Below are 24748 nucleotides of genomic sequence, written 5' to 3'. Positions count from 1 at the left end.
AAAAATAGGTCTTTGATTGGATATAAATCCCTTGAATATCTGGATGAAAGGTTCTTTAGTCCCTGAATGACTCAACAATTCAATATATTGACAATTTAGAAGAGCGTGTTTAATATAACCCTCGAGACCTGGGTATTGTCTGGTTCACCCGGTCATGAGACTCAGGTATCCCATACGATAGTCGGATACTGTCGAAAAAAGTAGTGCAAGCGTCCGGCAAAGGAATGAATCCAATAACTTCATCAGGCCGGCAGCGCTTTTGTTTAGAAACGGGAGGAGGAACTACGACAATGGATATTATCAATCAGACCAATCGAACGATGTTGTTCGAAGAAATCAATCCCGAGAAGCTGGACCTGATTACCATCGTGGGTGACGTCAAAGGCATTGACAGCCTAAGTGACGACAAAATCAAGGAGATTAACAGCCAGCTTCTGGTGCGGAGCTTTGATGAGTTTTTGGACAAGTTTTCGCCGACGGTGTACTCATTTTTCAATGCGGCTAACCAAAAGGTCGTCTACACGTTGAAAAAGCCGGAAGGAATCGCTGAGGAAGCTATTTCTGAAATCCGGATCGATCAGCACAATGATTTCCTGAAAATGCTGTTTACGTTGATCGACACGAAACGAAGCCAAGGGATGACGAACGTCGATTTCAAGTTCGAGCATTTGCTCGATATGATTTCGCCAAAGAAAGTGATGGACGACATTCGTCAGGTTCGGAAGGAAATCCACTATTTGTATGGACAGTATGAGAAGCTGGACGAGGAGGATCCAAAGAAGCTGGATTTAGGCGATAAGCTGAATGCCATGTTCGAGGAAGCAAGTGCCAATTACAACAACGTTATGGCGATGCTTCCGCTAGCGATCGAGGATATCAAGACTCGGCTGTTGCTCGGCAGCTCCAACGAGGAGAGCGATGCTGAAGCGGTGCAAATCGGAATGCTGACGATCGGTGAGAGCGGTGAGTTAAAAATCATCGAGGCTCCGAAAGGGGACAGCACAGAGCTTGTGCTCTTGGACGAGAGCAGCTCCAATGGTTTGGCGACGGTCTTCGAAGATGATTACAACTCGATCACCGAATCGCCATCCGGCTATGTCAAGGATCTGGTTGTACGCACGTTTAGTCCGCTCCCTGCGGTCAGCACGGAAGTGAATCTTGAGACTGAGGTGCAGAACTACAACACATATTTGGAATTCTACAAAACGGCTAAAGATGATTTCGTCAAAACCGTAAAGCCGCTGGTCGAGAAAATTCTTGGTGTCAAAATGTACTTTGATCAATATGCGGTCAAGAACAAAGGGATGGCCCCTTCGCTGCTCGTGACCAATACGAAGCTGGATATGACCGTGAAGAGTGCAAATATTCCGCGTCTAGAAACCTACCTGAACACGGTGAACTCCAAGAATGACTTCTCCGATACGATCTGGTTTGGTATCGTGCCTTCGGTCGAGCTGGAAACCGCCGGTAAAGTGAAAGTTACCCGCGAGCGCTTCAGAGGGAACGAGAAAATCGCCAAGCAGGACGGCAACACCATGGAATCCTTGTCGATGCTCATGCAGGTCGTCAAAGACTTCAAGGTGCAAATTTTCTTCAGCTTTGAATCGGGCGAGGAGACGACATTTAACAACATGGCAACCGCAGGAATCGACAAATACATCGATAAATGCGCGCCGCTTATCCGTAAAGAGTACAGCGAATACGCCATTCCGTGCATACCGAACTTTACAGTCATTCCGAAGGAAAAGTCAGGCGTAATCATCGACAGTCGAATGGTGCAAACCGAGAACGGCGCTCAGCTCTCCAAGGAGAAGGAAGATATTCTCAAGCTCTGGATCGAAGGCGTGTATGTTGGCGCCTCGTACGTGGCTGCAGGCATCGTTTCGGCTTATCAATGTCCAGAGTACTTGAAGGAATCCTTCAAGAACACGAGCAAAGAGTTCCCTGGGGTGCGCTTTGACATTGAAGCAGGCGAGAATAGCCTCCGGGCGGTAACGACGATGGCCAAAGAAATAACCGGATTTACGAATACGATTAAAGATTCGATTAACCGGAAAAATTTCGGCTTTATTTTCTCATCGGAGAACGCTCAGCTTCAAGGCAAGGATATTCGCCGGATTACGGTATACAAGGCAAGAAGCCTGGCCGCATCGGAGGACGGGTTCGACTCGATCTACAAAACGCTGGTCAGTACATACATAGAGCGAATTCTTCGCTTTCAGACGGCCGACTTCAAGCATGAGAATATCATTAAATTTTTCAGTAACAACCCGAGCAGCCAGAAGAGCATGTGGCTGGCCAAGCGCGGTTTCATAAATTCAATTATTCATGACGGCGATGACATGAACTATGTTATCGACGAGAAGAACAACCTCTGCCACATTGATCTGATTTATAACGGCAATGTGAAGAATTTGGAGGTTATGATCACGAAAGGCACCAGTCCAGTCAAAGCCTAAGGCAACTTTTGATCACGAAGCGTGAACTGTGGGTAGCTCGGCGTCGAATCTTGAATTCAGTCGGGCCAAGCGTATGCTTCCGAAGCATGTTTCCTCCGGAAACATTTGAGGTACTCACGTAGGTTTTGCCTACGCTCCGCTCCTCAGTTTCGCCTTCATCCAATCTTCTTGGTGCTGAAAAGTTGCCTGGAGCAAATTCGAAGAGGGGTTTTTGATCACGAAGCGGAGACTGTGGGTAGCTCGGCGTCGAATCTTGAATTCAGTCGGGCCAAGCGTATGCTTCCGAAGCATGTTTCCTCCGGAAACATTTAGGTACTCACGTAGGTTTTGCCTACGCTCCGCTCCTCAGTTTCGCCTTCATCCAATCTTCTTGGTGCTGAAAAGTTGCCTGGAGAAAATTCGAAGAGGGGTTTTTGATCACGAAGCGGAGACTGTGGGTAGCTCGGCGTCGAATCTTGAATTCAGCCGGGCCAAGCGTATGCTTTCGAAGCATGTTTCCTTCGGAAACATTTGAGGTACTCATGTAGGATTTTCCTACACTCCGTTCCTCAGTCCCTAGCTTCATCCAATCTTCTTGGTGCTGAAAAGTTGCCTGGAGAAAATTCGAAGAGGGGCTTTTGATCACGAAGTGGGGACTGTGGGTAGCTCGGCATCGAATCTTGAATTCAGTCGGGCCAAGCGTATGCTTCCGAAGCATGTTTCCTCCGGAAACATTTGAGGTACTCACGTAGGTTTTGCCTACGCTCCGCTCCTCAGTTTCGCCTTCATCCAATCTTCTTGGTGCTGAAAAGTTGCCTGGAGCAAATTCGAAGAGGGGTTTTTGATCACGAAGCGGAGACTGTGGGTAGCTCGGCGTCGAATCTTGAATTCAGTCGGGCCAAGCGTATGCTTCCGAAGCATGTTTCCTCCGGAAACATTTGAGGTACTCACGTAGGTTTTGCCTACGCTCCGCTCCTCAGTTTCGCCTTCATCCAATCTTCTTGGTGCTGAAAAGTTGCCTGGAGCAAATTCGAAGAGGGGTTTTTGATCACGAAGCGTGAACTGTAGGTAACTCGGCGGCGAATCTTGAATTCAGTCGAAACTTCCGATGCTCAATGATCACGAAAAGCAACTTTTGAATTAGGAAAACAATGACTGAGACCTATTGAATTTGATAGGTGCCACTTTTAACAGGAAGCATTAACATAATTTGTATGTGGGAGACGTTCCTTCATCGGTTCGTCTCGTTACATAAATTTCGGGTGAGTACTTCTGCCCGAGCCAAATTTCATTTTATTCAAGGAGGATGTACTTATGGGATTCAGATTGAAAGTAGAAGGAGCCGAAACGATCGAGCTCGGAATGGACAACATTCAGAGAGTTATTTATGACACGGATACACCGGATGATTCCAACGCTAGATCTACGGATGTTGGTTCCACGTTGAAAATCAGCGGTAAAATCATCACGGCAACGGACGGGGACAAGGCGGACGACACGCTGAAGCTGGCGCTCTGGTCTTTGGTTCCTGCAGAGAAGGCGGATTGCTACCGCAAGCTGACGCTTGAAGTGATTGCAGCGGATCAAGTTGTTCGTGAAATTACTTTCCCTAACGCGTTTGTCGTGGACTACAAAGAAACTTTCGGCGACACGGAAGGCGTTGGTACTTTCGAGCTGTACGTGAAGCAGAAGAAAGACAAAACAGAGCTTGCTAAGCTTAACGGTGGTTACGACGCAAGCAACTAATTGCATTCATAGTACAAGTACAAGGCTAGCAAGTAATCTCAAGGGGCCTGGCCCCTTGAGATTTACTATACGTATGAGCTGCCGCATCACAAACACAGCACAGATACAAGCACAAGCATAATCGAAAGCGGGGGAACGCGCCTTGAATGTGACCGATTTCTATAAAGAGCTTGGAGTTTCCAGGCAGGCAACGATGGCCGAGATCCGGCAGGCTTACCGCAAGCTGGCCAAGCGTTATCATCCTGACGTCAATCCGGGGAATGCGGAAGCGGAAGCGAGATTCAAGCTGATTGTTGAGGCATATGAGACTTTGAGCGATGAGCAGCTACGGGCTGCTTACGATGAGAAGCTGGCTAATCCGAACACGGCTTCGGGACAGAGAAGCGGCAGGTCGCAGCAAGGGCAAGGGAAGCAGAGGACGTCTGGCGCGGCGTCGGGGAAGGTAGAGGCAGAGGGATTTGACCCTGCTGCAATGCGCAAGCAATTCGAACAGTTTTTTGGCATGTCGCCCAAGGGGCAAACCGATGCACAGAGCAAGGAAGCAAACGAGAAAAATCCGCTGGATACTTCAGCGATGTTTAATCAGTTTTTTGGTTTTAAAAAATAACGGATTTTGCATACATACATTGACGGGGGGAGCGTCTTGAAACCGGAAAATCACAAATGGATTACTATCATCGATCTGTTGATATACGGAATTTTAGCCGGTATGGTGCTGTATGCCCTGTTCCGTCCTTTGCATTATACATGGCAAATGTCCATCGTCGCGGGATCGGCTGTCATTGCCAGCGTGCTGATTTGGATCGGGGGCCGTCCTCAGGCTAAGCCAACCTTGGCGCGGGAGGCGGTTGCGAAGATCGTGCTGCTCGACGATGACGGAGAGCGCATAAAGGAATGGTACGTGAAGGGAGAAACCTCGGTTCTCATCGGAAAAAACACGCAGCGCGGCGAGGTTGACATAGATTTATCGGACTGCGAGTATGCGTCGCTTGTCAGCTCCGAGCATGCTGTCCTGAATCGCGTCGGCGATCAGTGGTTCATAGAGGATGCGGATTCTCACAGCGGGACAGCTATCCGCAAAGCAGGACGCAGTGATGCGAAGCGGCTTATTGTTGAGGAGCCGTTGGAAATCGGCACGGGAGATATGATTTTTATCGCCAATACTCGGCTGCTGGTCAAATAACAGGGGAACACACTTACTTACATATGGGGGAATGAATCGAAGATGAGCTTGACGAGATGTCTGAATGGGCACATGTTCAGTACGAGAAAGCACGGCAACACTTGTCCATATTGCAACACGACGCTAGAGCAGCCTTCGCGGAACGAATCACGCAGACCCCAGGTCGCGGAGGACATGGAAGAGAAGACGATGCCATATCTGGGGGAGACAACGGGCATTCAACCAGTCACCGGCTGGCTCGTATGTGTCGAGGGCCCGCAGATGGGACAGGATTATCGTATTCTGGCTGAGAAAAACTTTATCGGCCGCGCGGAGGAAATGCAGATCCGGATTATCGGGGATAACGCGGTGTCCAGACGCAATCATGCCGTCATCGTCTACGATCCAAAGAAACGCAATTTTTATTTGCTGCCGGGCGATGCCTCAGGACTGGCCTATCATAACAACGAAGCGGTATATACGCCGGCAGAGCTTAACGCCTATGATTTAATCCAGCTTGGGCGCAGCAAGTTTGTATTTGTGCCTTTATGCGGACCACATTTTGAGTGGGATAACAGTTAAGAACGGATGGTAATGATGGAGGATTGGAGTTTTTTCGAATCATACGGAATCGTTGCGGCTGCGCTGATCGTAGTCGCCGTATTGCTTGTTATGCGGCAAAAGCTGCGTACCAGCCACGCTGTAGACATGACGCCCGAGGATACCGAACCCATGTATATTCCAGACATCATTGAAACAGTCAAAATCGGCAATGCTCAGACGATCGGCAGGCGGGATGAGCAGGATGATTATTTCTCCAGCTCGACGACGCGAATCGGTACGATGGCTGCGATTGCCGACGGCATTAGCGGGTTGTCGCATGGAAGGATGGCCAGTACGCTGGCCGTGACGATGTTCTCGAGAGAGTATTTGAAGGTGGATGATCCGGCGGATATCCCCGAGTATTTTCACAAAGCAGCCTTGATTAGCAACCGGGCCATTATGGAGCAGCTGGGTGGTGCAACTGGAGGAACGACCCTCGTCGTCGGTATTGTGTCTGGCGGATTGTTGCATTGGGGGGCGGTTGGAGACAGCATGATCATTCTGTTTAGAGACGGCGAATTTATTCCAATCAATTCTAAGCATACGCTGGAGACCGTGCTGGAAGAGAAGTATTTATCCGGTGAAATCAGCAAGGAAGAAGCTAAGGAGAATCCGAATCGCAACCAACTGGTCAACTATTTGGGATATGGCGGTTTTAAAAGTATGGAGGTTGGCGACCCGGTATCCTTGCAAGCGAATGACACGATCATTCTGTGCAGTGACGGGGTTTACGATGCACTGACCGAGGTGGAGATGGAGCAGATTTTGATGCAGGGCTTGCCTCCGCAGGATGCTGCGGAAGAGATGATCAGCTTGATTGAGCGCAAGAGCTATAAGCACCAGGACAACGCGACGGTCATTATTTTGCAAATGGACTAATACATCATTATTCTCGCAGCAGGACGGGGGAAACGGAGGTATACATGAGAAAGGAGAACAGCGATTTCAAGACTGCATTTGTCTCCGAAGCGGGTTCGTTTATTGACAACAGAGATTATTTTGCCTTCGTGGAGCTTGAGGACATGGCTTGCTACGTCATTGCGGACGGTCTCGATACAGATCGAGAGGTACACAGCGCAAAGATGGCGGTCAGCGTCATCCTGGAGAGTTTTATGGAAAAACCTTCTTTATCCCGGAGAAAGATTCGCCAGGATTTAGAGGCGGCTCACGAATGGTTGAAATTCGAAAGCCGCAGAGTCCGGCTAAAGGCCAGCGTGCTCGTTGTTGTGACGAATTATACTAAAATGGTGTGGGCGAGCTGCGGTAATGCGCGGTTGTATCAATTCCGCGGCGGGCGATTAAATTTGCGCTCGAAGGATCAGAGTTTGGCGCAGCTGCTGCTGGAGGATGGCAGAGTGTCCGAGGATGGGCTGTCCAACCATGAGGAACGCGGTAATTTATTGAGTTACATGGGCCGGCCAGATCGGTTCGAGCCTTATATATCGGAGAAAACCCCGCTCTCGGATGGGGATGTGCTTCTCCTCTGCACACCGGGGATTTGGGAAGAGGTCGAGCTGCCGGAAATGCTCGATGCACTAGCGGAATCGAGTGATCCCGACAGCTTGACAGATACGCTGGAGGACATCGTTCTCAGCAAGCAGCGACAGACGGTAAATAATTATACGGCGGCTGCGATTTATGTGAATAAGACGTTTGCGGAGAAGCCGAAGAACCGCAAGAAATGGATCATGCGCATAGCGATCATACTGCTAACGATGGCGATTGCCGGAGGCGGCATTTGGTATGCGAAAGCGAGGCAAGCGGCCAAACTTGCTGATACGGTCATGCAAATGACCGAGTATGAGCAGGAAGGCGATGAGTATGCTACCGCGGGTGATTATCCAAAGGCGCTCAAGGCATATAGCGAAGCGAAGAACGCGGCGAGCAAGCTGAAGGACAAGCTGCATTTCCAGTTGCTTCGGAACAAGCAGCGTGTCGCTCAAGCGGTGACGGATGGCGATGAATACGTGAAGGACGGTAGCTTCGATATGGCGGTGGATAGCTATACGAAGGCGCTCGGAGAGGCAGATAAGTATAAGCCGTTCAAGGTGGAGGACATTGAGGCGCGGATCGAGCGCAGCGCAGCGATCGCGAAGCTGACGGAGGTCATCAAGGAAGGGGATCTCCAATTCCAGAACCAGGATTACAACCGTGCGTTGGAGACGTACAAGAAGGCTTACCGGGCAGCGATTGAAGCGAATTATCCAGGCGGCCAGAAGCAGCTGGAGACGAAAATGGAAGAGACTGAGAATAAAATCGACAACATCCATCGGGAGACGAAGACGCTACAGGCCGACAATTTGGAGAAGAAAGGCGACCGTGCGCTAGCTGTGCTGGATTATAACGGTGCCATCGAGGCGTATAAACTGGCTCAGGAAATCTATCAAGAGATTGACAAGCTAGAGCGGGTGCTGGCTATGGAGCGGAAAATTGCTAAGGCCGATGAGAAGCGTAATCCGATCGTGCCAGCGTCAGGTCAAGCGGATTCCGCGGGTGTGAGTGCTGGTTCAGGAGTGTCTGGGGCGCAGACGCAGGGCCAGGGAGCCTACGGAAGCAGCGGATCGCGCAATTCCGGTGGAGGTTCCGATTGGAGCGGAGCTTCGGGAGCGGGCGGTAATGGAGCTTCTGGTTATACAGGTGGTGGCAATCAAGGTTCGTCAGGCAGTTCCCCGGCGAATGCGAATGCTGGATCAGCATCGGGGCAAAGTCAAAGCTCGGCGAATCAAGGCACCGCAGGCCCCGCTACGGGGGCTGAGGAGACGGGATCAGGCTCTGAAAATACGATGAACAACAGTCAGGAACGGTCAGATGCGTCAGACGGAGGTGGGGAATCATGAAGGATATCGTGATGGATCGGCTGAGTAAAATGGAGGACTTGCAGCAGCGGCGGGTGCTTCGCAGCCTGATGAGCAGTGTGTTTCTCGGTCTTGTGGAATACCAGGAGGAGCTGAATCGCCAGATTGAACGACGGGTATTCGAGGAGGTCGGCAATCAGGATAGCAAATACGACGTATATGTCGGCATGTGCCGCCGTGAGGAATGGGATCCGCTGCATGAGTACTTGTTCCCGATGATGCCTGAAGACACGGAGCCGCTCAGGGTCAATCTGCAGGATGTGGTAGCCCGGCTGAATGAGGGGGAGAAGCTGCCGCTGTTCTCTTTATTTTTGGAGTGTCCTTATCCCATGATCCAGGAGCTGCTTTACAGCAACCGCACATTTTGCGGGGAACTGATTACGAACCGAGGCCGTCATGCCATTCAAGTCAGGCTGGAGCGGAACACAGCATACATACGAGAAATTGAGAAATTGTATCATATTTTTTTAAGCAATGGCCTGCCTTGGAAAACGATCAATCATCCCTATGCATACAAGTTCGTAAATGCCGTACTGATTGGGGGAGAAGTGCAGCTGGCGGAAGAAGAGGAAGTGCAGGAGATTACTGTTCAGCTGGAGGAATATGAGGCCTATAAAAGAACGGATTTGGTGCCGCTCTGGAACATTCAGCGTCTGGAACTGAAGACGGGAGGATTCCCGGTTCCGGCGGATGACCGTGTGAATTTCGAGCATGCGCTTCCGCTGGCCAAAAGCGGATTGCAGCATGGATATCTGGTCGATACGACCGATGACAGCATTCGTTACATCAAGCGTTCGCCGGAGGAATTGACCGTTGTATCGACGCGTGATAAATCAGATTCCTGGCAGGTATTGATGGTGGTGGAGCCGGTGAGCACAGGCATAGGCAAGCTGAGCTATCCCTTGATGTCGAACCGGCAGCGGGACGATTTCATTAGCAATTATGGCCGGAGCCAGGGACAGGTCGTTCGTTCCAAAGGGGAGATCGTGCGGATCATTCACTCCTTTGCGGTATCGGAATGGCTGGAGCTCGTGGATATGGAAATACGGCCCCCGTCGGCTAATCCGGCGATGACCTATGAGCTGAACCGGTTCATTACGGATGAAGTTCGGGTGGATAACGGCAAATGGCGAATGTGCCTGAAATTCAGTTACCGGGAAACCGGGAAGGACCTGGGGTATTTAGCCGAGGATATGATGAGCTTCCTGGTGTCCCAGGTTCAGATGTCGTTCCCGGAATATCGCTGTGAAGGAGAATGGGCTTGAATTACATTTGGGATTTGCTCGTTCATGCGAAGGAAGCCGGGATCGACAAGCGGGATATTACCTTTATTCCAGCAAAGGTGTATTCGCCCTATATGGAGCTTAGCTTAGAGGATTTGAATGCGGCGGCGGGCGAACAGGTGGAGGTTGAAGTCAACCCGTTCTATCGCTTTTTTGATGTGTTTCGCGACCTCCTTGATATTAACTTGACGGAGGACGAGGAGTTCCGACACACGCTGTTCGATATTCTGATTCATTTCCTGGCGGAGCTGGACTTCATGCAGGGGATGAATAAACGGGAATATCATATTCGCTTCGTTCTGCGGGATCTGGAAGCCGGGGCGTTCGGCGAGCGGGTCAAGGAGCGAATCGGTCTGTTTGAGCGGGATGAGCGGGAATGGATTGCCTGTGCCATCCTGCGCATGTATGACACCGGGGAGACGTTGAACCTGCTTCGCAGCACGGTGAGCCGGATTTTTCGTTACTCGACGATTTATGTCAACAACGAGGAGAAGGATGAGATGCTGTTCTATATCGGTCAGCGGAAGACGGAACTCGCTCGCCGGAAGCTGGAGCTGCTGATGGAGCTGTTCCTCCCGGTTCGCTATCGTACCGAGGTGTACTGGGATTGTCATGTGGGGATTATCGATGCTGAGGATACGATGGTCCAGGACCGAATCGCCCTCTATTAGAGTGGAGCGCTGAAAATTGTTTTTTGAATAAGTATTTTTTGCCCCTAACCATTTTGGAGGAGGAATTTATCAAGCATGAAGGGTTATAAACTGTACACGGATTCCACCAGCCAACAGCGGGTGCGCGGGAAGGTTCGATATACACGGGATGAGCTGACAGAGATGACAACCTTCCAACTGCGGAATATTTGCTACCGGGAACGGCTTGTGGAGGGGCTTAGCCATCGGCTGGATCGGGAAGAGATGATTCGCGTTATTCTGAAATATTTGGGCGCGGATGAAGAGATGTTTATCGGTCCCTACTGCGAAGGCGGCTTCGAGCGCGTGAAGACGGTGATGCGCAAATATATGCAGGCATCGCTGCAAGGGGACGGGGGCATCAGTGTTCCGGCCCGTATCGTGATTTATCCCGACATCGCCATCGACAAGAGCGATGGCTATATGGTAAAGGCTCCAGCGATGTTCGCGGAGTCCAATGTGCTGCTCGTCAACGACCGAATGGAGCTTTGCGGCATTCTTAATTTGCGCAAGGAGGAAGGTTCGGCGGGCAGCTTTTATTTGGCGGCGGACAGCAGCATGGAATGGCAGCGGACGTCCAACCGCCAGTACAGCCTGCTATTCCTCCGGAAGCGTGACTCGGAATATGTATATAAAGCGTATTATGAGAGCCAGGCGTTGCCTCCGATTCAAATTCAATATTACAAAATTCCGCTGGCTGAGCTGGAAATACGAGAGCTTCAGCCGACGGATGCTGTGCTGGCGATCGATTTCGGGACTTCCAATACGACGGCTGGCGCTTTTTTGTACAACGGATACGCGCAGTCTCCGAGCAGCCTCGAGGTGTTGAACGGTCATATTCGCTCTAATGAAGTGAATTTTGTGAGGTTTCCCGATCCAACCTATCGAAAGCCGGAGTGGATTGAAGCACTGCCTACGGCGGTCAGTGTCGCGGACTGCTCCGATCCATCCCATGTGAAATACCAGTTCGGTCATGAGGCGCTATTGAATATCCGGCGCAGCAGCTACAGTAGCCGGGCTTCTGTATTTCAGGGGCTGAAGCGCTGGGTGAACAGCTATGACAAGCCGATCGAGATCATGGACAGCGAAGGAAATACAGCTACCGTTCTGCGGAAGGATATTATCCGGGCGTATTTGGAATACGTCATCCAGATGGCGGAGCATCAATTCAAGTGCAAGTTCAAGAAGCTGCATTTCACCAGCCCGGTCAAGATGAAGGCGCCGTTTCTTCAGATGTTCTCTACTATTTTAGAGGATTACAAAATTGAGCAGGATGAGGCGCTGGATGAGGGGATGGCGGTGCTTTACAACACGATTGCCGACGGCCTTGAACGTAATTTGTTCATTGAGGGCGAGGAGTATAAAGCGCTTGTCATCGACTGCGGGGGTGGGACGACGGATTTGTCATCCTGTCGCTTCCGGGTCGAGGACGGGCATATGTCCTATCGCATCACCATGGACACCACGTATGAGAACGGGGACACCCATTTTGGCGGCAATAACATTACCTATCGCATTATGCAGTTTATGAAAATCGTATTCGCCGATTATTACACAAACGGGCGGCGGAGAGTGACGGATATCGATGATCTGATCGATATTCCGGCGAACGATTTATTCCGTGAAGTGGACGAGAACGGCGTGGATGCGGTGTATACCGAGCTGGAGCGCCGTTATCAGGAGGCAGAGGCGATTATTCCGACCGCTTATGCGACGTATGAGAACCGCTCGCGAGACGAGTACTATCGGGTGCGCGGTAACTTTCATTTTCTATGGGAAATTGCCGAAGGGATGAAGCAGCAGTTCTTCCGCAAGACCGGCATTCTACGTAACCGCTTCGACGCTGAGGAGGACAACAGCCGGGATAACGATTTGCAGATTACGACGATGGAGCGCTGGTTCCTGTCGGTATCGCGGGGCGGCGAGTTGAAGGATGAATATGAAATCCCGAATGTAGTGTTCAATATCAAGGAAATTACCCAGCTGATTAAAGGGGATATTTACGAGGTATTGCGCAAATTTCTGGATGGATTCTACAAGGATGGCGTGCTAAGCGAGTATTCGATTATTAAGCTGACCGGGCAATCCTGCCGCATCGAGGTGTTCCGCGAGGCGCTGAAGGAGTTCGTTCCGGGACGGAGCATTGAGTTCCGGCAAAAGCCGACCATGGGCCGGGTTCCCGAACTGAAGCTGGCCTGCCTGCGCGGAGCGATTCGCTATTTGAACGCCCGGAAGGCGGGCGTGATCGAGACGAGCATCACGAATCATGCGGCCGTCATCCCGTATTCGGTCAGCGCCTATACCCATGATCGCCGCGAGCTGGAGCTCATCTCCAGCCTGGAGCGAACCAACCGGGTGCTCGGCTTCATTTCGCGGCCGTATCATACGCAGGAGATCGAGTTCCTGCTGCGCGGAGCGGACGGCGGTCTGCGCCACAGCTATGTGTACCAGAACCGGACGGCGGAATATAAGCCGGTGAACTTCGAGGACATCCAAGCCGTTTACGGCGACAGAATTCCGCAGGACGACACCGACTCTATCGTGAATGGAGAGACGAAGTATTTCGTCTTTGCCGACGACGACCAATGGGGCTTCTACGTCCTGCCGATCGCTCGTCAGGACGAGGGACTGCTGCTGGGCCGCAAGGAGCTGTATTCGTTTGAGAGCGAACGCTCCGAGCTGGACTTTTTTGACGGGACGAAGTAGGGGGAAGACGAATAAATGAAATTATTACTTGGAAGATTGCTCGGCAGGAAATTGATTAGAACGACATTTCTTCCGGCAAAACGTGGGTTGGCAGGCGAGATGATTTTGCGAAGACCGGGCTTCTGGAGCTTGATGAGTATCGTAGGCTGCTTGGCTGGAGGAGTATTACTCTATTTTCTATTCACTGAAAATATGTTTGAGCAGCCTGGCGAAGAAGTTATTTATAGAAACGTAGTACTGGGGATCAGCCTTCTATCTCTTTTTATGTGGCTGGAGTGTTTGAGCTATAAAGCTTCAGCGATGGAATCTTTTGTGGCAGTTAGACACTGGTACGGAACGAAAACGATCCATTATCACAATATAACGAGCGTAGAGCATTCCCGTTTTTTTGGCGGTCAATTCGTGTTGCGCAGTAACCAGGGGGTAGTCCGTGTTCCTGACGGAGCCATAGGAAGTGCCGAGTTTATTCAGCATTTATGCAAAGAATTGGGGGAAGAACACTGCGTCGGGGCTCTTAAAGCTTTAGAGGAGAAGAGAACGCAGTTGCAGCAGCTAAGCTAGGAATGAATGAAGGGCGGCTGAAGCAGCGTGCTTAGTTAGTAGACTTCGCCGCTAATATAGCGACAGGTTGGATGGACAAGAAGGGGAAAAGTCGGATGTCCGACGTGCTGTGGAGAAGGTATTTTGCTTGGACGGTTGACCGATTCGTGGTGGGATGACGGCACTCTAAATTGCTCAAAGTCACAGTCGGAAGGAGGGAAGGCAATGTTTAACCATATCGCACCAAAGTTTGAGAAGGGCCGGATTCTAAAGACGGGGATGCTGGAAAATCTGCGGGATTTCCCCCGCGAATTTGTGGATGTCTACTATCACGAATATACGGACGGCATTATTTCGGGTGCCCATGTTGAGGTCGGAGCAGATTCTCTCATCGTGCATCCCGGCATCGTCAAGCATCAAGGGCGACTATATTTGCTAAAAGATGCTGTGAGCATCAAGTACCGCGCCACGGGGCGGGAGGCTGCGCTAAAAGTTCGTTTCCATGCTGGTGACGAGGACAGCGATTGGCGGACGTTCCGCAGCGAGATTGTGATCGATGAGCAGCTGGAGGTGGCTGATTCCGAACTGGAATTATGCCGCTTCAAGCTCAAGGAAGGCGCGCGGCTGCGCCAGGACTACCAGGGCTTCCGGGATCTGGCGACTGAATTTAATACCGTGAATGTCCTGCATGTCCGCTACGCGGCTTACGGCAAAAGCACCTTGTCCCCGGTCGTCCTCCGCTGCTTCGCAGAGGAAATGACGCGCAAGGGAAGCGGCGATCCCCAGGACTTCATGTTTGCGATGATGTGCATGAACGAGGGAACCCTCGCTCGGGACGTCATTTTGCACTATATGACGAGCCGTCTCGGTATGAGTATTAGGGAGTACACGAATGTGGAGATCCACAAGTATTTGAGCCGCATCCTGGACGGTGTCCGCGGCGGCGGTGGCGGCAGGCTCGGCATGACCCCGGGCGGCAGCCAGCGGGTGATTGTGGATTAGGGATGGATTTACCCAAAAAGGAGGAGGAAAAGTGATGTCGTTTATGGATGAAAAGATTACGCAGATCCTTAATGAAGCAGAGCAATCAATGGTATCCCGTTCGATTACGGATGGGCCGGTGAAAATAGGGAACCGGTACTATGAATTTACTATGCAGTCTTTCTATGAGGACAAAGTCTCTCTCTACCTTCCTGCTGACTTTGAAGAGATGCCTAAGGAGATTCGTTCTATTAAGTATCCCTATGAACAACGGCCTGAAATCATTAGGAGCGATGAGTCGGGAGCCATTAATTTCACGCTCAACCGAATAGATCATGAGTTAAAGGATGAAATGGTAGCGGAACTGTCTGCTGGCATGAAAACGATGATTCAAAAATCGAACCCCTCCCATGTTTTCTACGAAAGCGGAGTAGAGACTGTAAACGAGAAAACGTTCGGATACTTTGAATTCAAAAATATGGTGATCGACGGAGCCTTATTTAACATCATGTATTTCCTCGAATTTGAAGGAAAAGTCCTCATGGGAACCTTCTGCTGCCGGTATGAGGATTATCTGGATTGGAGAGATGTGGCTTATCAATGCATTCGCAGCCTCACTGTCCATATTGAAGAAGAGGGAGGGGAGTAAGCATGAGCGAGGTCATCTATACGTCTGCAGATATTATAGTTTCGAATTATAAGTTCGAGAGAATTACGGAACTCATCATTGAAAAACAGGTGAACGAACATGCCAAGCTAATTATTAGCGGCATTATTTCTGAAGATATGCAGGATAAGTATATTGAACAAGCCAATGCGAGCGACACTATTCGGGTTGCGGTTCAGGATCAGGAGAAGGTAATCCCCCTGTTTCACGGTGTAATTACGAATATCTCCGTACAAGCTGCGCGTGGCGTAAGAAGCATTGCCATTGAAGCCCATAGCTTATCCATCCTTATGGACATTCGCAAGGAAACTGGATCGATCCAAAACAAAGAGCTATCTTATAAAAGTTTGTTTCATCGGATTATAGCCAACTATCCTGATTCCGATGTCATTGACGAAGCATCGCTAGGCGAAAAAACGGGTGGATTGTTGGTTCAATATCAAGAAACCGACTGGGCGTTTATGAGGAGATTAGCTTCGCATTTCCACGCTCCTCTTATTCCTGTTAGCTCTCGAACTGGGATCAAGCTGTATGTTGGATTGCCAGACGCTGTTCATCCCCAAAAGTTAGATGAATACAACTACGCCATCAATAAAGATTTAAGAGATTACAAGCTGAAGTCCGAGAACGGTGTCAAGGATATTTCAGAGCAAAATAGCATTAGTTACACGGTTACAAGCCACAAGGTGTTCGAGTTGGGCCAGGCGGTTACCTTCCAGAAGCGGACATTGTATGTCAGCCACGTGGAGACGAAGCTGGAGAACGGTATACTGAGCAGCTTGTATGACCTAAAGGATGCCAAAGGGCTGCGCTGCCGAACGGAATATCCTTATGCACTAGCGGGAACATCGTTATTTGGAACGATCCTTGATGTGGCAAAGGATAAGGTCAGGGTGAAGCTGCATATTGATCAGGATCAGCCTGTGAATGAAGCCATGTGGTTTCCTTATTCCACGGTTTATTCATCCCCGGATGGGAGCGGCTGGTACTGCATGCCGGAAAAAGGGGATGAGGTGCGGCTTTATTTTCCGGATGAACAAGAGAAAAACGCTTTTGCCGCGAGCTCGGTAGATACTGACTCTTCTAATCCAGAGAAACGAAGCGACCCGTCAGTGAAGAGCATCAGTACCAAATATGGCAAAGAAATTGTGTTTAAACCCGGAGCGGTTGAAATTATTGGCGGTGGCCAATTGCTGATGAAACTCACCGACGATGGGGGGATCGAAATTAACAGCGACAAGAAGATTTCCCTGTCGGCCATGGAGGATATCGAAATTAACGGCGGTGCCAAGATTCTTATCCAAGGGGAGTCAGGCATTGAATTCGTGCAAGGGAATGCTTCGCTTAAAGTGGAAGATGAGGTAACGCTTAGCGGGGGCAGGGTGAATATCGAATGAGTTCTGTCATGAGTCGTGAAGAGGCGTTGGGTCATTTTTTGGAACATCATGTGTTTGATCGCTGGCAGGGCGACTTGGATATCATTTCTGAGAGCTATATCCAGAATCAAGATACTACGATAGCGGAATTTGTGAGATCTGTGGATACAGCGTGTAAAAAGGCGGCCGAGCTTCAAGAAGCAGGGGTGAAGGGAGATATTCAATATATTTATCTCTCTTTGCTGCGGACAAGCTTAATGGAGCATAAAGCTAGTTATCGCATCGATATTCATGATGAGCGCTGGTTTCTTGATCCCGTAGAGTGTTCATCTCACTGGCAGGCCGATTTTATTTTCGATCCTTTATTTCAGAGAATGCGGGAGTTGGAAGCTGTAAAAACAAGCTATGCCCGGAAAATATCAACGATGGATATTGAACGAATCTTGCAAATTGAAGCCATAAGATATCATTTGTTCACTATCGAGTTTATGAGAAGTATGATTCCTTCTATTTTAGAGTGCGAGGGCTACAACCAACTGGTCAAGAAACCGAATATTTGCATTTTGGCCGGGGAATACCGGGATCGCAGTGAGCTGCTCTATGGCCAGCCGGAAGCCGAACCAGAAGAAATCATGGCCGAGCAGTGAACGGAGGAGGGATGTCATGGATTACTTTGTGATGCAGCAGGATGAACGCTATACCGACACGCCAGTCTTACAAAATATTCGGCAAAAAATCGATATTCGGCATATGAATCGCTTACGTTCTCATCAAATTGCAGATACGACGATTTTTCAGGTTAAGGCATCTACCGATACAGAGTACTTGGATCTATTAAGCAATCAGCTTTACTTGATGTCCGAGAAGTTGAAGAAATTGATCGCCATGTACGAGCCGGAATGTATTTTTAAGCATATTCCTCTGATGGATCAATTTAATAAGAAGCAAAGTCTTTACTTCCTACCTTTTTTTGAGGAAGTCGAAGCTCTAAGTCCAAGCAGTGAGTTTAATGCGGATCGAAGCGTCATTAAGAAGCTGGTGCTTCAAGGGGAGAAGGTGGCGAAGAAACGAATTTTCCGCGTGCAGGAAAGCGAGCAACCTCTAATCATTGTCCGCTTAGATGTAGCTGAGAGCATACTCCGCCGAGATATGATCGGGGTTAGCTTAAAGAAAGTTCTCGTGGAGTGATGGAACGAAAGCTGGGGAAGGGCGTGAACGAATGGATAAGTATGAGTACGTTGTACGTGGCGCTAATATTTTTTGCGATTGTGGATCACATTTACGGAAACTGAATTTGCCGAATAGCCACGGGGCCTATGTTAATGGTAAGCCGATGATGAACGAATCGGATTGTATCCCCGAAGTAAATATTTCGAATTTTGGGATCTGCAGCAGTCCGGAAAATCAGAGTGGCGAGACGGTATACCTCATCTCGATGGATGGCCAGGAAATCCAGGGGAAGCCATGTCTGTTAGCTCTGTTAGCCGGAAGCAAATGGGAGAAAACCAAAGAGCAGGCAAAGGTAGAAGGGAAATCGGCACTGACCACGGAGTCAGAACTGCACTGCTCCTTAGGCGGGGTGATTCGCTTTAACAGTAGTGGTCAGCATGAAGAGGAGTAGGATGATATGCCAAATATGAAAGAGCATACGCGGAGGCGACCGGACAGCATGAAAAGTTATGCGATCGGAGGCTAGTAGATATGATAGGTTTTGAAAACATAAGCGTAACATCACCATACCGAATCAAGGTAGTTCAAGACATTCAAATGGAATGGAAGCCGAACGAGCATGGGCGATTATTCATTCGTGGCCTTCTCGATGAGCAAGAGCAGGTTAACGCCGTACTCAAAGCGTCGACGGATGACCAGGTTCAGGTATTTGACGGGGAAACCAAGATCTTTAGCGGACTCATTGCCAACGTACAAACCAAGCATCACAACGGGATTTACAGTATAGAGCTGGAAGTCATTTCCGGCACAAGTCGGCTGGATGCCCAGAAGAGACGCCGATCCTTCCAAAATAAAAACATGACCTACGGCGAACTCGTCAAAAGCGTATTGAAAGCTTATGCCGGGTACGATGTAATTCAACTAGTGGGTGAAAATGAGCCTATTGGCGAGCCGATCATCCAGTATGACGAGACGGACTGGGAGTTCCTCAAACGGATGGCCAGTCATTTGCAAAGCGTGGTGTTCAGTGATATTTACGAAGCCAAACCACGGATGTACATCGGCGTGCCAAACAGGAATAGCATCCAGCTTCCCGATGATTTGCCGTATACGGCAAGCAAAGATTTACTAGCGTATCAAGAGGCTAAGTCAGGATATGCCTCGGTGCATCATACCGATTTTTTTACATACGAGATTCAAAGCGGCATACGTTACGCCATCGGCGATGAGGTTCTGTTCCGAGATAAACCGATGGTGATTAGTGAAATGAAAGCCGCCATGGATCAGGGCCAACTGATCTATAATTACCGTTTATCGAGAAGAGATGGCATACGTCAAAATCGGATACATAATTCCAAGTTAGTCGGTGTCTCGATGAACGGGAAGGTGTTAGATGTCCAAGGTCAGCAGGTTAAGCTGCATTTGGAGATTGATCAGGAGCAGTCGCCCGCATCGGCCTATTGGTTTCCCTTTGCCCCGCCTACGGGCAGTGTCATGTATTCGATGCCCCAGAAGGGAACGAGTGCAAGCCTGTACTTTCCAGATGATGCAGGAAGCAAGGCCAAGGTCATTGGCTGTGTCCGGACGAACGGAGAGGATTGCAGCAAGACAGGCGATCCCAATAACAGATACTTTGGCACAGAGCACGGTAGCGAGCTAGAAATTACGCCGACAGCGATTAATGTGGTCAGTGGTTCCAAAGAGCCGCTCATGATTAGTTTTGATGATACGGCAGGCGTCATCCTGACAAGCCACCGGAAGCTGACGATGAACGCGGGTGAGGATATTTCACTGTACACTCCGAAACGTGTGGTATTCCGCACCCCGAACATGATCCTGGCCAAGAAATTAAGCAAGCTGAGCGGATTTACGGTTGAAAGTGAGTATCACCTACTCGGAAGCCAGGTCAAGCTGGACGGTGCCGACCGGACTAGCTATCCGAAGTATAACGATGAGATCCAGACTTATACGCCGCCGAAGGAAGAAGAGAAGAAGTTTAGCTGGGGCAAGCTCTTTAAGAATGTGGTGGCGGGACTGGCTGTGGTGGCAGCGGTCACGGCGGTAGCTGTGCTGTGTGTGGCCACTTTAGGAGCTGGAGCCGTTGTCATTGGAGCCGTGGCTGCCGGGGCTGCAATAGCCGGAACCGCTGCCGTGGCCAGTATGGCCGTTTCGGATATCATCAGAGGCGAAGTCAGTGATATGAAGGATTATATGCAGACGGCCTATAGAGAATCCGTCATTGGGGCTGTATCCGGAGCTGTTTTTGGCCCGTTTGGAGCTATGGCGACCATTGGTGGAAAAATGGCCTTCGGCGCAACAACGAATACTTTTGAAAGTATTATGCGCCAGAGTATGGAGGGTAATGGATTTAGTTTTGGTACATTACTCATGGACGCAGGGATTGGTGGCATAACCGCTGGATTATTCGATGCGAGAGTTCTGAAAGGTATCGGGAATGCAGGGAAAAAAGGATTCCAGAAAGCAAATGAGCTCGTCCAAAATGCAGTGGGTGCTTCTACAGCATGGCTAAAACAAGGAGTTAAGAGCGTAGAAGAAGGCTTTAAAGAGAGCCTAAAGGACTTAGCGGAAGCAGGCAGTCAATTTGCTCAAATGTTTGCGGTGAGACAGCCAGCACTGGCATATGGTATCCCGTCGCCAAATGTTAGCTTCTTCGAGAAATGGATGCCTGATCAAGTTCCTAAACGAACTGAAGTGCAGATAAATTTTGAACAGGCTATGAAGGAGATTAAGGAGGAGGCGGAGAAGAAAATAGGAGGGGCTGCTGATCCTGATAAGATAGTTGTTGATGAATATGGTAAGCTTAAAAAAGATAAATCAATAAAAGGACAGGCTCATCATTTAAATCAAGATGCAGCATTTAGAAGTGTAATTCCTAAAAATAAAGGATTGGCGATTAAATTAGAAGGAAATGCTTTTAAAGATGTAGGAACCCCGCATTTTAATGCACACAAATCATTAGAGGAATTTTGGTCTCAATTTCGTAAAGGCGGTACTAGGTATAAAGAGAAACCTACTTGTGGTGAATATACAAAAGCTCTTTATCAATCTCTTCAAGATGCAGGGTTATCGAAAGAAAATGCATTTTACGCTGTTAGGGAAGCCATAAAACAAAGAAGAGCTTTTGGATTAACGGCTGATATGCCAGTACCAAGGATACCAGGGCCAATGAATAGTTTGAAAAAGTATTTATTTAAATAATTAGATTGTGAAAGGAGTACGCATATGGATGAGCAGTTTATCAGTAGAATTACAAAAATAAATTGGTTTGCTAATTGTGGTAAACTACCTGAAGCGAAAATAAGTTTTGAATATACCACTGTTGAAAATTGGAAAAAGGCATTAAAACAATCTGATGGGAAGTATTGGGAGCAAATTACCCAAGAAGTGGATAATGAATTGTCAGAATACTTGTTAATTAATCATCCTAAAAGATATAAGGAATGGAACAAGTATGCTAAGGAAGGTAGAGACATTATTGACAAATTAGTAGTTCCTAATGTTACTAACTATTTAAACGATAACAAACTTCCGCAATCTTTGCTAAATAATGTTAAGTGGGATATTATTGGTGCATTAATGGAAAATAATTATCGAAACGAACGACAGCCAGCCTTTTTTATGGAGTTATTTAAAGTATATGAATCAGGTAACTTTCCATGTGGATGGAAAGGAAGTTGGCCTAATGGAAAGTTAATTGTATATTAAACTTTTTGGTGAATGAGGTATGATTATGTCTAATTTTTATGAGTTGAGTGAAGAAGAAAAACAAATAATTGAAGATACAAAAGGTAAAGTTGCAGAAATTACATCTGAGATATTTATGTTACTTAACAAGCAGTTTGATGATACAACTGAGCTTGAAAGGCAAATACTTGCAACTTTTTGTTTTGGTATCATAAATGGAATTGTTTTCGAAAGAGATATCCCCCCTTTGCAAGCACACTCTATAACTCATAGTCTTTTAGTTGCAAGATTTAATTATAGTGAGGATCAAGCAGAGGATTTTACTCAGGAATTAATTAACTCAACGGATGAAGAATATCATCCAGTTATGTTTTCTATTATTCGCAGAGGGATAGATGGATACCGTCAGTACCTAAATGATGATAAGGCACAGCTTAGAGTAAATATTATAGAGGTTCTTGATATTATTAATAGTGAAAGTGATTAGACAGAAGGTTGTTAAGAATTAAGATGTCATCTTCAATTGGAGTCTGTAAAATAGTTTGTGTAAACTCCAAAACCTATTAAAATGGAACTAATAGAAAGGTTGGGAGAATACATGGGACTTTGGACGAAACAACAGTTGCGCGACTTCATTAAAGAGAATAATCTGGTAACGGCACAGGATGCTCAAAACGCATTAAAGAACCTGTTTGCAGAAACAATCCAGGAGATGCTCGAAGCGGAGATGGAAACACATCTAGGCTATGCCAAGCACGACATCACGGCGAAAGCGACGTCAAACAGCCGTAATGGCAAAAGCAAGAAAACTGTCGTCAGTGAGTATGGTGAGCAAGAAATAATCGTACCCCGTGATCGCTTGGGCGAGTTTGAACCGCTTGTGGTGAAGAAGCATCAGTCCAATGTCACAGGCATTGAGGAACAGATCATTGCGCTTTACGCGAAGGGCGTCAGCACGCGTGAAATTCAAGATCATCTACAGCAGTTGTATGGCATCGAAGTCTCCCCGACACTGATCTCGAACGTGACGAACAAGGTTATCCCTATGGTTAAGGAATGGCAAAATCGGCCGCTACAGAGCGTATATGCCGTTGTCTTTCTCGACGCCATTCATTTCAAAGTGAAGCAAGACGGAGCTATGGTCAACAAGGCGGCTTACATGGTCATCGGCATCGATCTGGACGGGAATAAAGACGTCCTAGGCATGTGGATTGGCGAAAACGAGTCGGCCAAGTTCTGGCTCAATGTCTTGAACGAGTTAAAAAACCGCGGCGTACAAGACATTCTCATTACGTGTGTCGATAATCTAACCGGTTTCTCGCAAGCGATAAGCGCTTGTTATCCCGCTACAGAGATTCAGAAGTGCATCATCCATCAAATCCGTAATTCAACGCGCTACGTGTCCTACAAGGACTTGAAGAAGGTGACTGCCGATCTGAAGCCGATCTACAAAGCAGCAACCGAAGAAGCGGCGCTTGTGGAGCTAGATCGCTTTGAGGAGGAGTGGGGCAAAAAGTATCCTCTGATCGTCCGTTCTTGGCGCAACAACTGGAGCGAGCTCGCTACATTCTTCAAGTACCCGCCGGAAATTCGCAAGTTGATCTACACCACGAACATGATCGAGAGTTATCACCGTCAACTGCGCAAAGTGACGAAAGGCAAAAGCATCTTTCCGAGCGACGAGGCTCTCCTTAAAATGCTGTATTTATCCACAATGGACGTTGTACGGAAATGGACGGGCCGTGTTCAGAACTGGGGACAAATGCTGCTACAGTTTTCGGTTTTCTTCCCTGATCGCGTGGGTCAGCACTTGAGGTAGGGGGGGCGGAGTCCCCCTCTAAGCATCACCCTCTACATTCGTTTACACAAAATTCTTGACAGACCCTAAACTCTTGTTTATGAACACTTTTTCAAAAAAAGAATATGAGGATCACTTAAGGATATTGTGTATGTAGAACCATAATGGGGCTTCTCATAGAGGGAGCGTCAACTAAATAACTCGATTAACCTATTACATGATAAAAGGCTTGTTCTAACCTGAACAATTGGGGGGAATAAGTCTTTTTTTGTATACATATACGAAAAGACAATAGATAAAAAGACAACAGAAAGTGGTTAAGGTTTTTTTGAGGAAAAATATGTTAGTTACTTAGGGGACGTTGATGTTCCCAACAAATGGCCCTGCCCTTGGAGAGCAGGAACAAAAATTAAAGAGATTAGAAGCTTGCAAAAAGAAATAGATAAAACGCTTAAAGACTTTTTAGAAGGTTTAAGAAGGGTGGACAAAAAGGGGAGACCTGATAAATTTACATTTAGAATATACACTCAAAAGGAATTTGAGGAAATTATTAAGTCGGGTAATCAAATAATAGATTAGGAGTGTGTTAAACATGAAAAAGTATCCGTACTTTTCTTGTTCTTTACCAGTAATTTCAGAAAGTAATATCGTAGATTTAGCAAAAGTTATTTCTAGTAAAATTGCTGGAAATATACCATTTGAAGGACTGGAAGATTATATATATGAGGAAGTTCCCGCAATTTACATTAGCTCAAATATTTTAGGTTTTGAAATAGCTATAAAAGGGTATGGAGGGGAAAAGGGTTATTTTTTTGGAAATTAATTCCCATCCAAGTAACAATGAACCGGATGATGCTGATGAAATTGATATTGATATAACTAGGTATATTGCCTCGCTTTTAGAGGGAACTCCGGGAATGACAATTAAATATGAGGAAATTAAAAGCGAAGATTACATTAGTATAATAGAGTAGGGTTTATGTAATCATTATAAAATAACCATTAGTAAGAAGCTTTACAACTCAGGCA

Annotated in this window: 25 protein-coding genes; 23 read left to right on the top strand and 2 right to left on the bottom strand. The window is 48.0% G+C overall.

Features of this window, described 5'->3' with window-relative positions:
- The first annotated feature begins 290 nt into the window (after positions 1–290).
- Positions 291–2459 (top strand): transcriptional regulator, encoded by a 2169-nt coding sequence (locus EIM92_RS22565; protein WP_125084769.1) that lies wholly within the window; start codon positions 291–293, stop codon positions 2457–2459.
- A 129-nt stretch (positions 2460–2588) separates the two neighbouring features.
- Here the strand turns inward: EIM92_RS22565 and EIM92_RS23825 are convergent, their stop codons facing one another.
- Entirely contained in the window at positions 2589–2750 is a 162-nt protein-coding gene (locus EIM92_RS23825) for a hypothetical protein (protein WP_164515188.1), read from the bottom strand.
- Between the two features lie 447 nt (positions 2751–3197).
- Positions 3198–3359 (bottom strand): hypothetical protein, encoded by a 162-nt coding sequence (locus EIM92_RS23820; RefSeq protein WP_164515188.1) that lies wholly within the window; start codon positions 3357–3359, stop codon positions 3198–3200.
- Positions 3360–3752: 393 nt separating this feature from the next.
- Between EIM92_RS23820 and EIM92_RS22560 the strand changes: the two genes are divergently transcribed.
- The 22 genes from EIM92_RS22560 (at position 3753) to EIM92_RS24425 (ending at position 24542) form a co-directional block, all read left to right on the top strand.
- Positions 3753–4184 (top strand): membrane-associated protease 1, encoded by a 432-nt coding sequence (locus EIM92_RS22560; RefSeq protein WP_125084768.1) that lies wholly within the window; start codon positions 3753–3755, stop codon positions 4182–4184.
- Positions 4185–4332: 148 nt separating this feature from the next.
- The gene (locus EIM92_RS22555) at positions 4333–4791 is read left to right on the top strand and encodes a J domain-containing protein (protein ID WP_125085324.1); all 459 of its coding nucleotides are present in this window, start codon (positions 4333–4335) and stop codon (positions 4789–4791) included.
- 36 nt (positions 4792–4827) lie between these two features.
- The gene (locus tag EIM92_RS22550; protein ID WP_125084767.1) at positions 4828–5367 is read left to right on the top strand and encodes an FHA domain-containing protein; all 540 of its coding nucleotides are present in this window, start codon (positions 4828–4830) and stop codon (positions 5365–5367) included.
- Positions 5368–5409: 42 nt separating this feature from the next.
- A complete protein-coding gene (locus EIM92_RS22545; RefSeq protein WP_125084766.1) occupies positions 5410–5928 on the top strand; it encodes an FHA domain-containing protein in 519 nt (172 codons plus the stop codon).
- 15 nt (positions 5929–5943) lie between these two features.
- On the top strand, positions 5944–6828 hold the full coding sequence (locus EIM92_RS22540; protein WP_125085323.1) for a PP2C family protein-serine/threonine phosphatase: 885 nt from the start codon (positions 5944–5946) through the stop codon (positions 6826–6828).
- A gap of 44 nt (positions 6829–6872) precedes the next feature.
- A complete protein-coding gene (locus EIM92_RS22535) occupies positions 6873–8786 on the top strand; it encodes a PP2C family protein-serine/threonine phosphatase (protein ID WP_125084765.1) in 1914 nt (637 codons plus the stop codon).
- Positions 8783–10069: a normocyte-binding protein gene (locus EIM92_RS22530; protein ID WP_125084764.1), complete on the top strand. Its 1287-nt coding sequence runs from the start codon at positions 8783–8785 to the stop codon at positions 10067–10069. The genes EIM92_RS22535 and EIM92_RS22530 overlap by 4 nt, the downstream gene beginning before the upstream one ends.
- On the top strand, positions 10060–10758 hold the full coding sequence (locus EIM92_RS22525) for an iron-dependent peroxidase (protein WP_125084763.1): 699 nt from the start codon (positions 10060–10062) through the stop codon (positions 10756–10758). Before EIM92_RS22530 ends, EIM92_RS22525 begins: the two co-directional genes overlap by 10 nt.
- A 75-nt stretch (positions 10759–10833) precedes the next feature.
- Positions 10834–13482 carry an acetate and sugar kinases/Hsc70/actin family protein gene (locus EIM92_RS22520; protein ID WP_125084762.1) on the top strand — a complete coding sequence of 883 codons (2649 nt, stop codon included), beginning with the start codon at positions 10834–10836 and terminating at the stop codon, positions 13480–13482.
- Positions 13483–13497: 15 nt separating this feature from the next.
- Complete coding sequence (locus EIM92_RS22515) at positions 13498–14043, top strand: hypothetical protein (RefSeq protein WP_125084761.1); 546 nt, start codon at positions 13498–13500, stop codon at positions 14041–14043.
- A 204-nt stretch (positions 14044–14247) separates the two neighbouring features.
- On the top strand, positions 14248–15024 hold the full coding sequence (locus tag EIM92_RS22510) for a DNA and RNA helicase (RefSeq protein WP_125084760.1): 777 nt from the start codon (positions 14248–14250) through the stop codon (positions 15022–15024).
- 34 nt (positions 15025–15058) lie between these two features.
- Positions 15059–15652, top strand: coding sequence for a hypothetical protein (locus EIM92_RS22505; protein ID WP_125084759.1), 594 nt, complete (start codon positions 15059–15061; stop codon positions 15650–15652).
- Between the two features lie 2 nt (positions 15653–15654).
- A complete protein-coding gene (locus tag EIM92_RS22500; protein ID WP_125084758.1) occupies positions 15655–17067 on the top strand; it encodes a phage baseplate assembly protein V in 1413 nt (470 codons plus the stop codon).
- On the top strand, positions 17064–17693 hold the full coding sequence (locus tag EIM92_RS22495) for a hypothetical protein (RefSeq protein WP_125084757.1): 630 nt from the start codon (positions 17064–17066) through the stop codon (positions 17691–17693). The genes EIM92_RS22500 and EIM92_RS22495 overlap by 4 nt, the downstream gene beginning before the upstream one ends.
- On the top strand, positions 17647–18234 hold the full coding sequence (locus EIM92_RS22490) for an imm11 family protein (RefSeq protein ID WP_425464169.1): 588 nt from the start codon (positions 17647–17649) through the stop codon (positions 18232–18234). Before EIM92_RS22495 ends, EIM92_RS22490 begins: the two co-directional genes overlap by 47 nt.
- A gap of 31 nt (positions 18235–18265) precedes the next feature.
- Positions 18266–18667: a DUF4280 domain-containing protein gene (locus EIM92_RS22485; RefSeq protein WP_125084755.1), complete on the top strand. Its 402-nt coding sequence runs from the start codon at positions 18266–18268 to the stop codon at positions 18665–18667.
- An 80-nt stretch (positions 18668–18747) separates the two neighbouring features.
- Positions 18748–21435 (top strand): contractile injection system protein, VgrG/Pvc8 family, encoded by a 2688-nt coding sequence (locus EIM92_RS22480; RefSeq protein WP_125084754.1) that lies wholly within the window; start codon positions 18748–18750, stop codon positions 21433–21435.
- 24 nt (positions 21436–21459) lie between these two features.
- Positions 21460–21942 (top strand): hypothetical protein, encoded by a 483-nt coding sequence (locus tag EIM92_RS22475; RefSeq protein WP_125084753.1) that lies wholly within the window; start codon positions 21460–21462, stop codon positions 21940–21942.
- A gap of 25 nt (positions 21943–21967) precedes the next feature.
- Positions 21968–22408, top strand: coding sequence for an Imm48 family immunity protein (gene imm48, locus EIM92_RS22470; protein ID WP_164515186.1), 441 nt, complete (start codon positions 21968–21970; stop codon positions 22406–22408).
- A 111-nt stretch (positions 22409–22519) separates the two neighbouring features.
- A complete protein-coding gene (locus EIM92_RS22465; protein WP_125084751.1) occupies positions 22520–23740 on the top strand; it encodes an IS256 family transposase in 1221 nt (406 codons plus the stop codon).
- A 405-nt stretch (positions 23741–24145) separates the two neighbouring features.
- Positions 24146–24298, top strand: coding sequence for a Smg family protein (locus EIM92_RS23815; RefSeq protein WP_164515185.1), 153 nt, complete (start codon positions 24146–24148; stop codon positions 24296–24298).
- 13 nt (positions 24299–24311) lie between these two features.
- A complete protein-coding gene (locus tag EIM92_RS24425; RefSeq protein ID WP_246021129.1) occupies positions 24312–24542 on the top strand; it encodes a hypothetical protein in 231 nt (76 codons plus the stop codon).
- Positions 24543–24748 lie beyond the last annotated feature (206 nt).

It is taken from the genome of Paenibacillus lentus (assembly GCF_003931855.1).
GTDB lineage: Bacteria > Bacillota > Bacilli > Paenibacillales > Paenibacillaceae > Fontibacillus > Fontibacillus lentus.
This window is presented reverse-complemented; position numbering and strand designations above follow the sequence as displayed.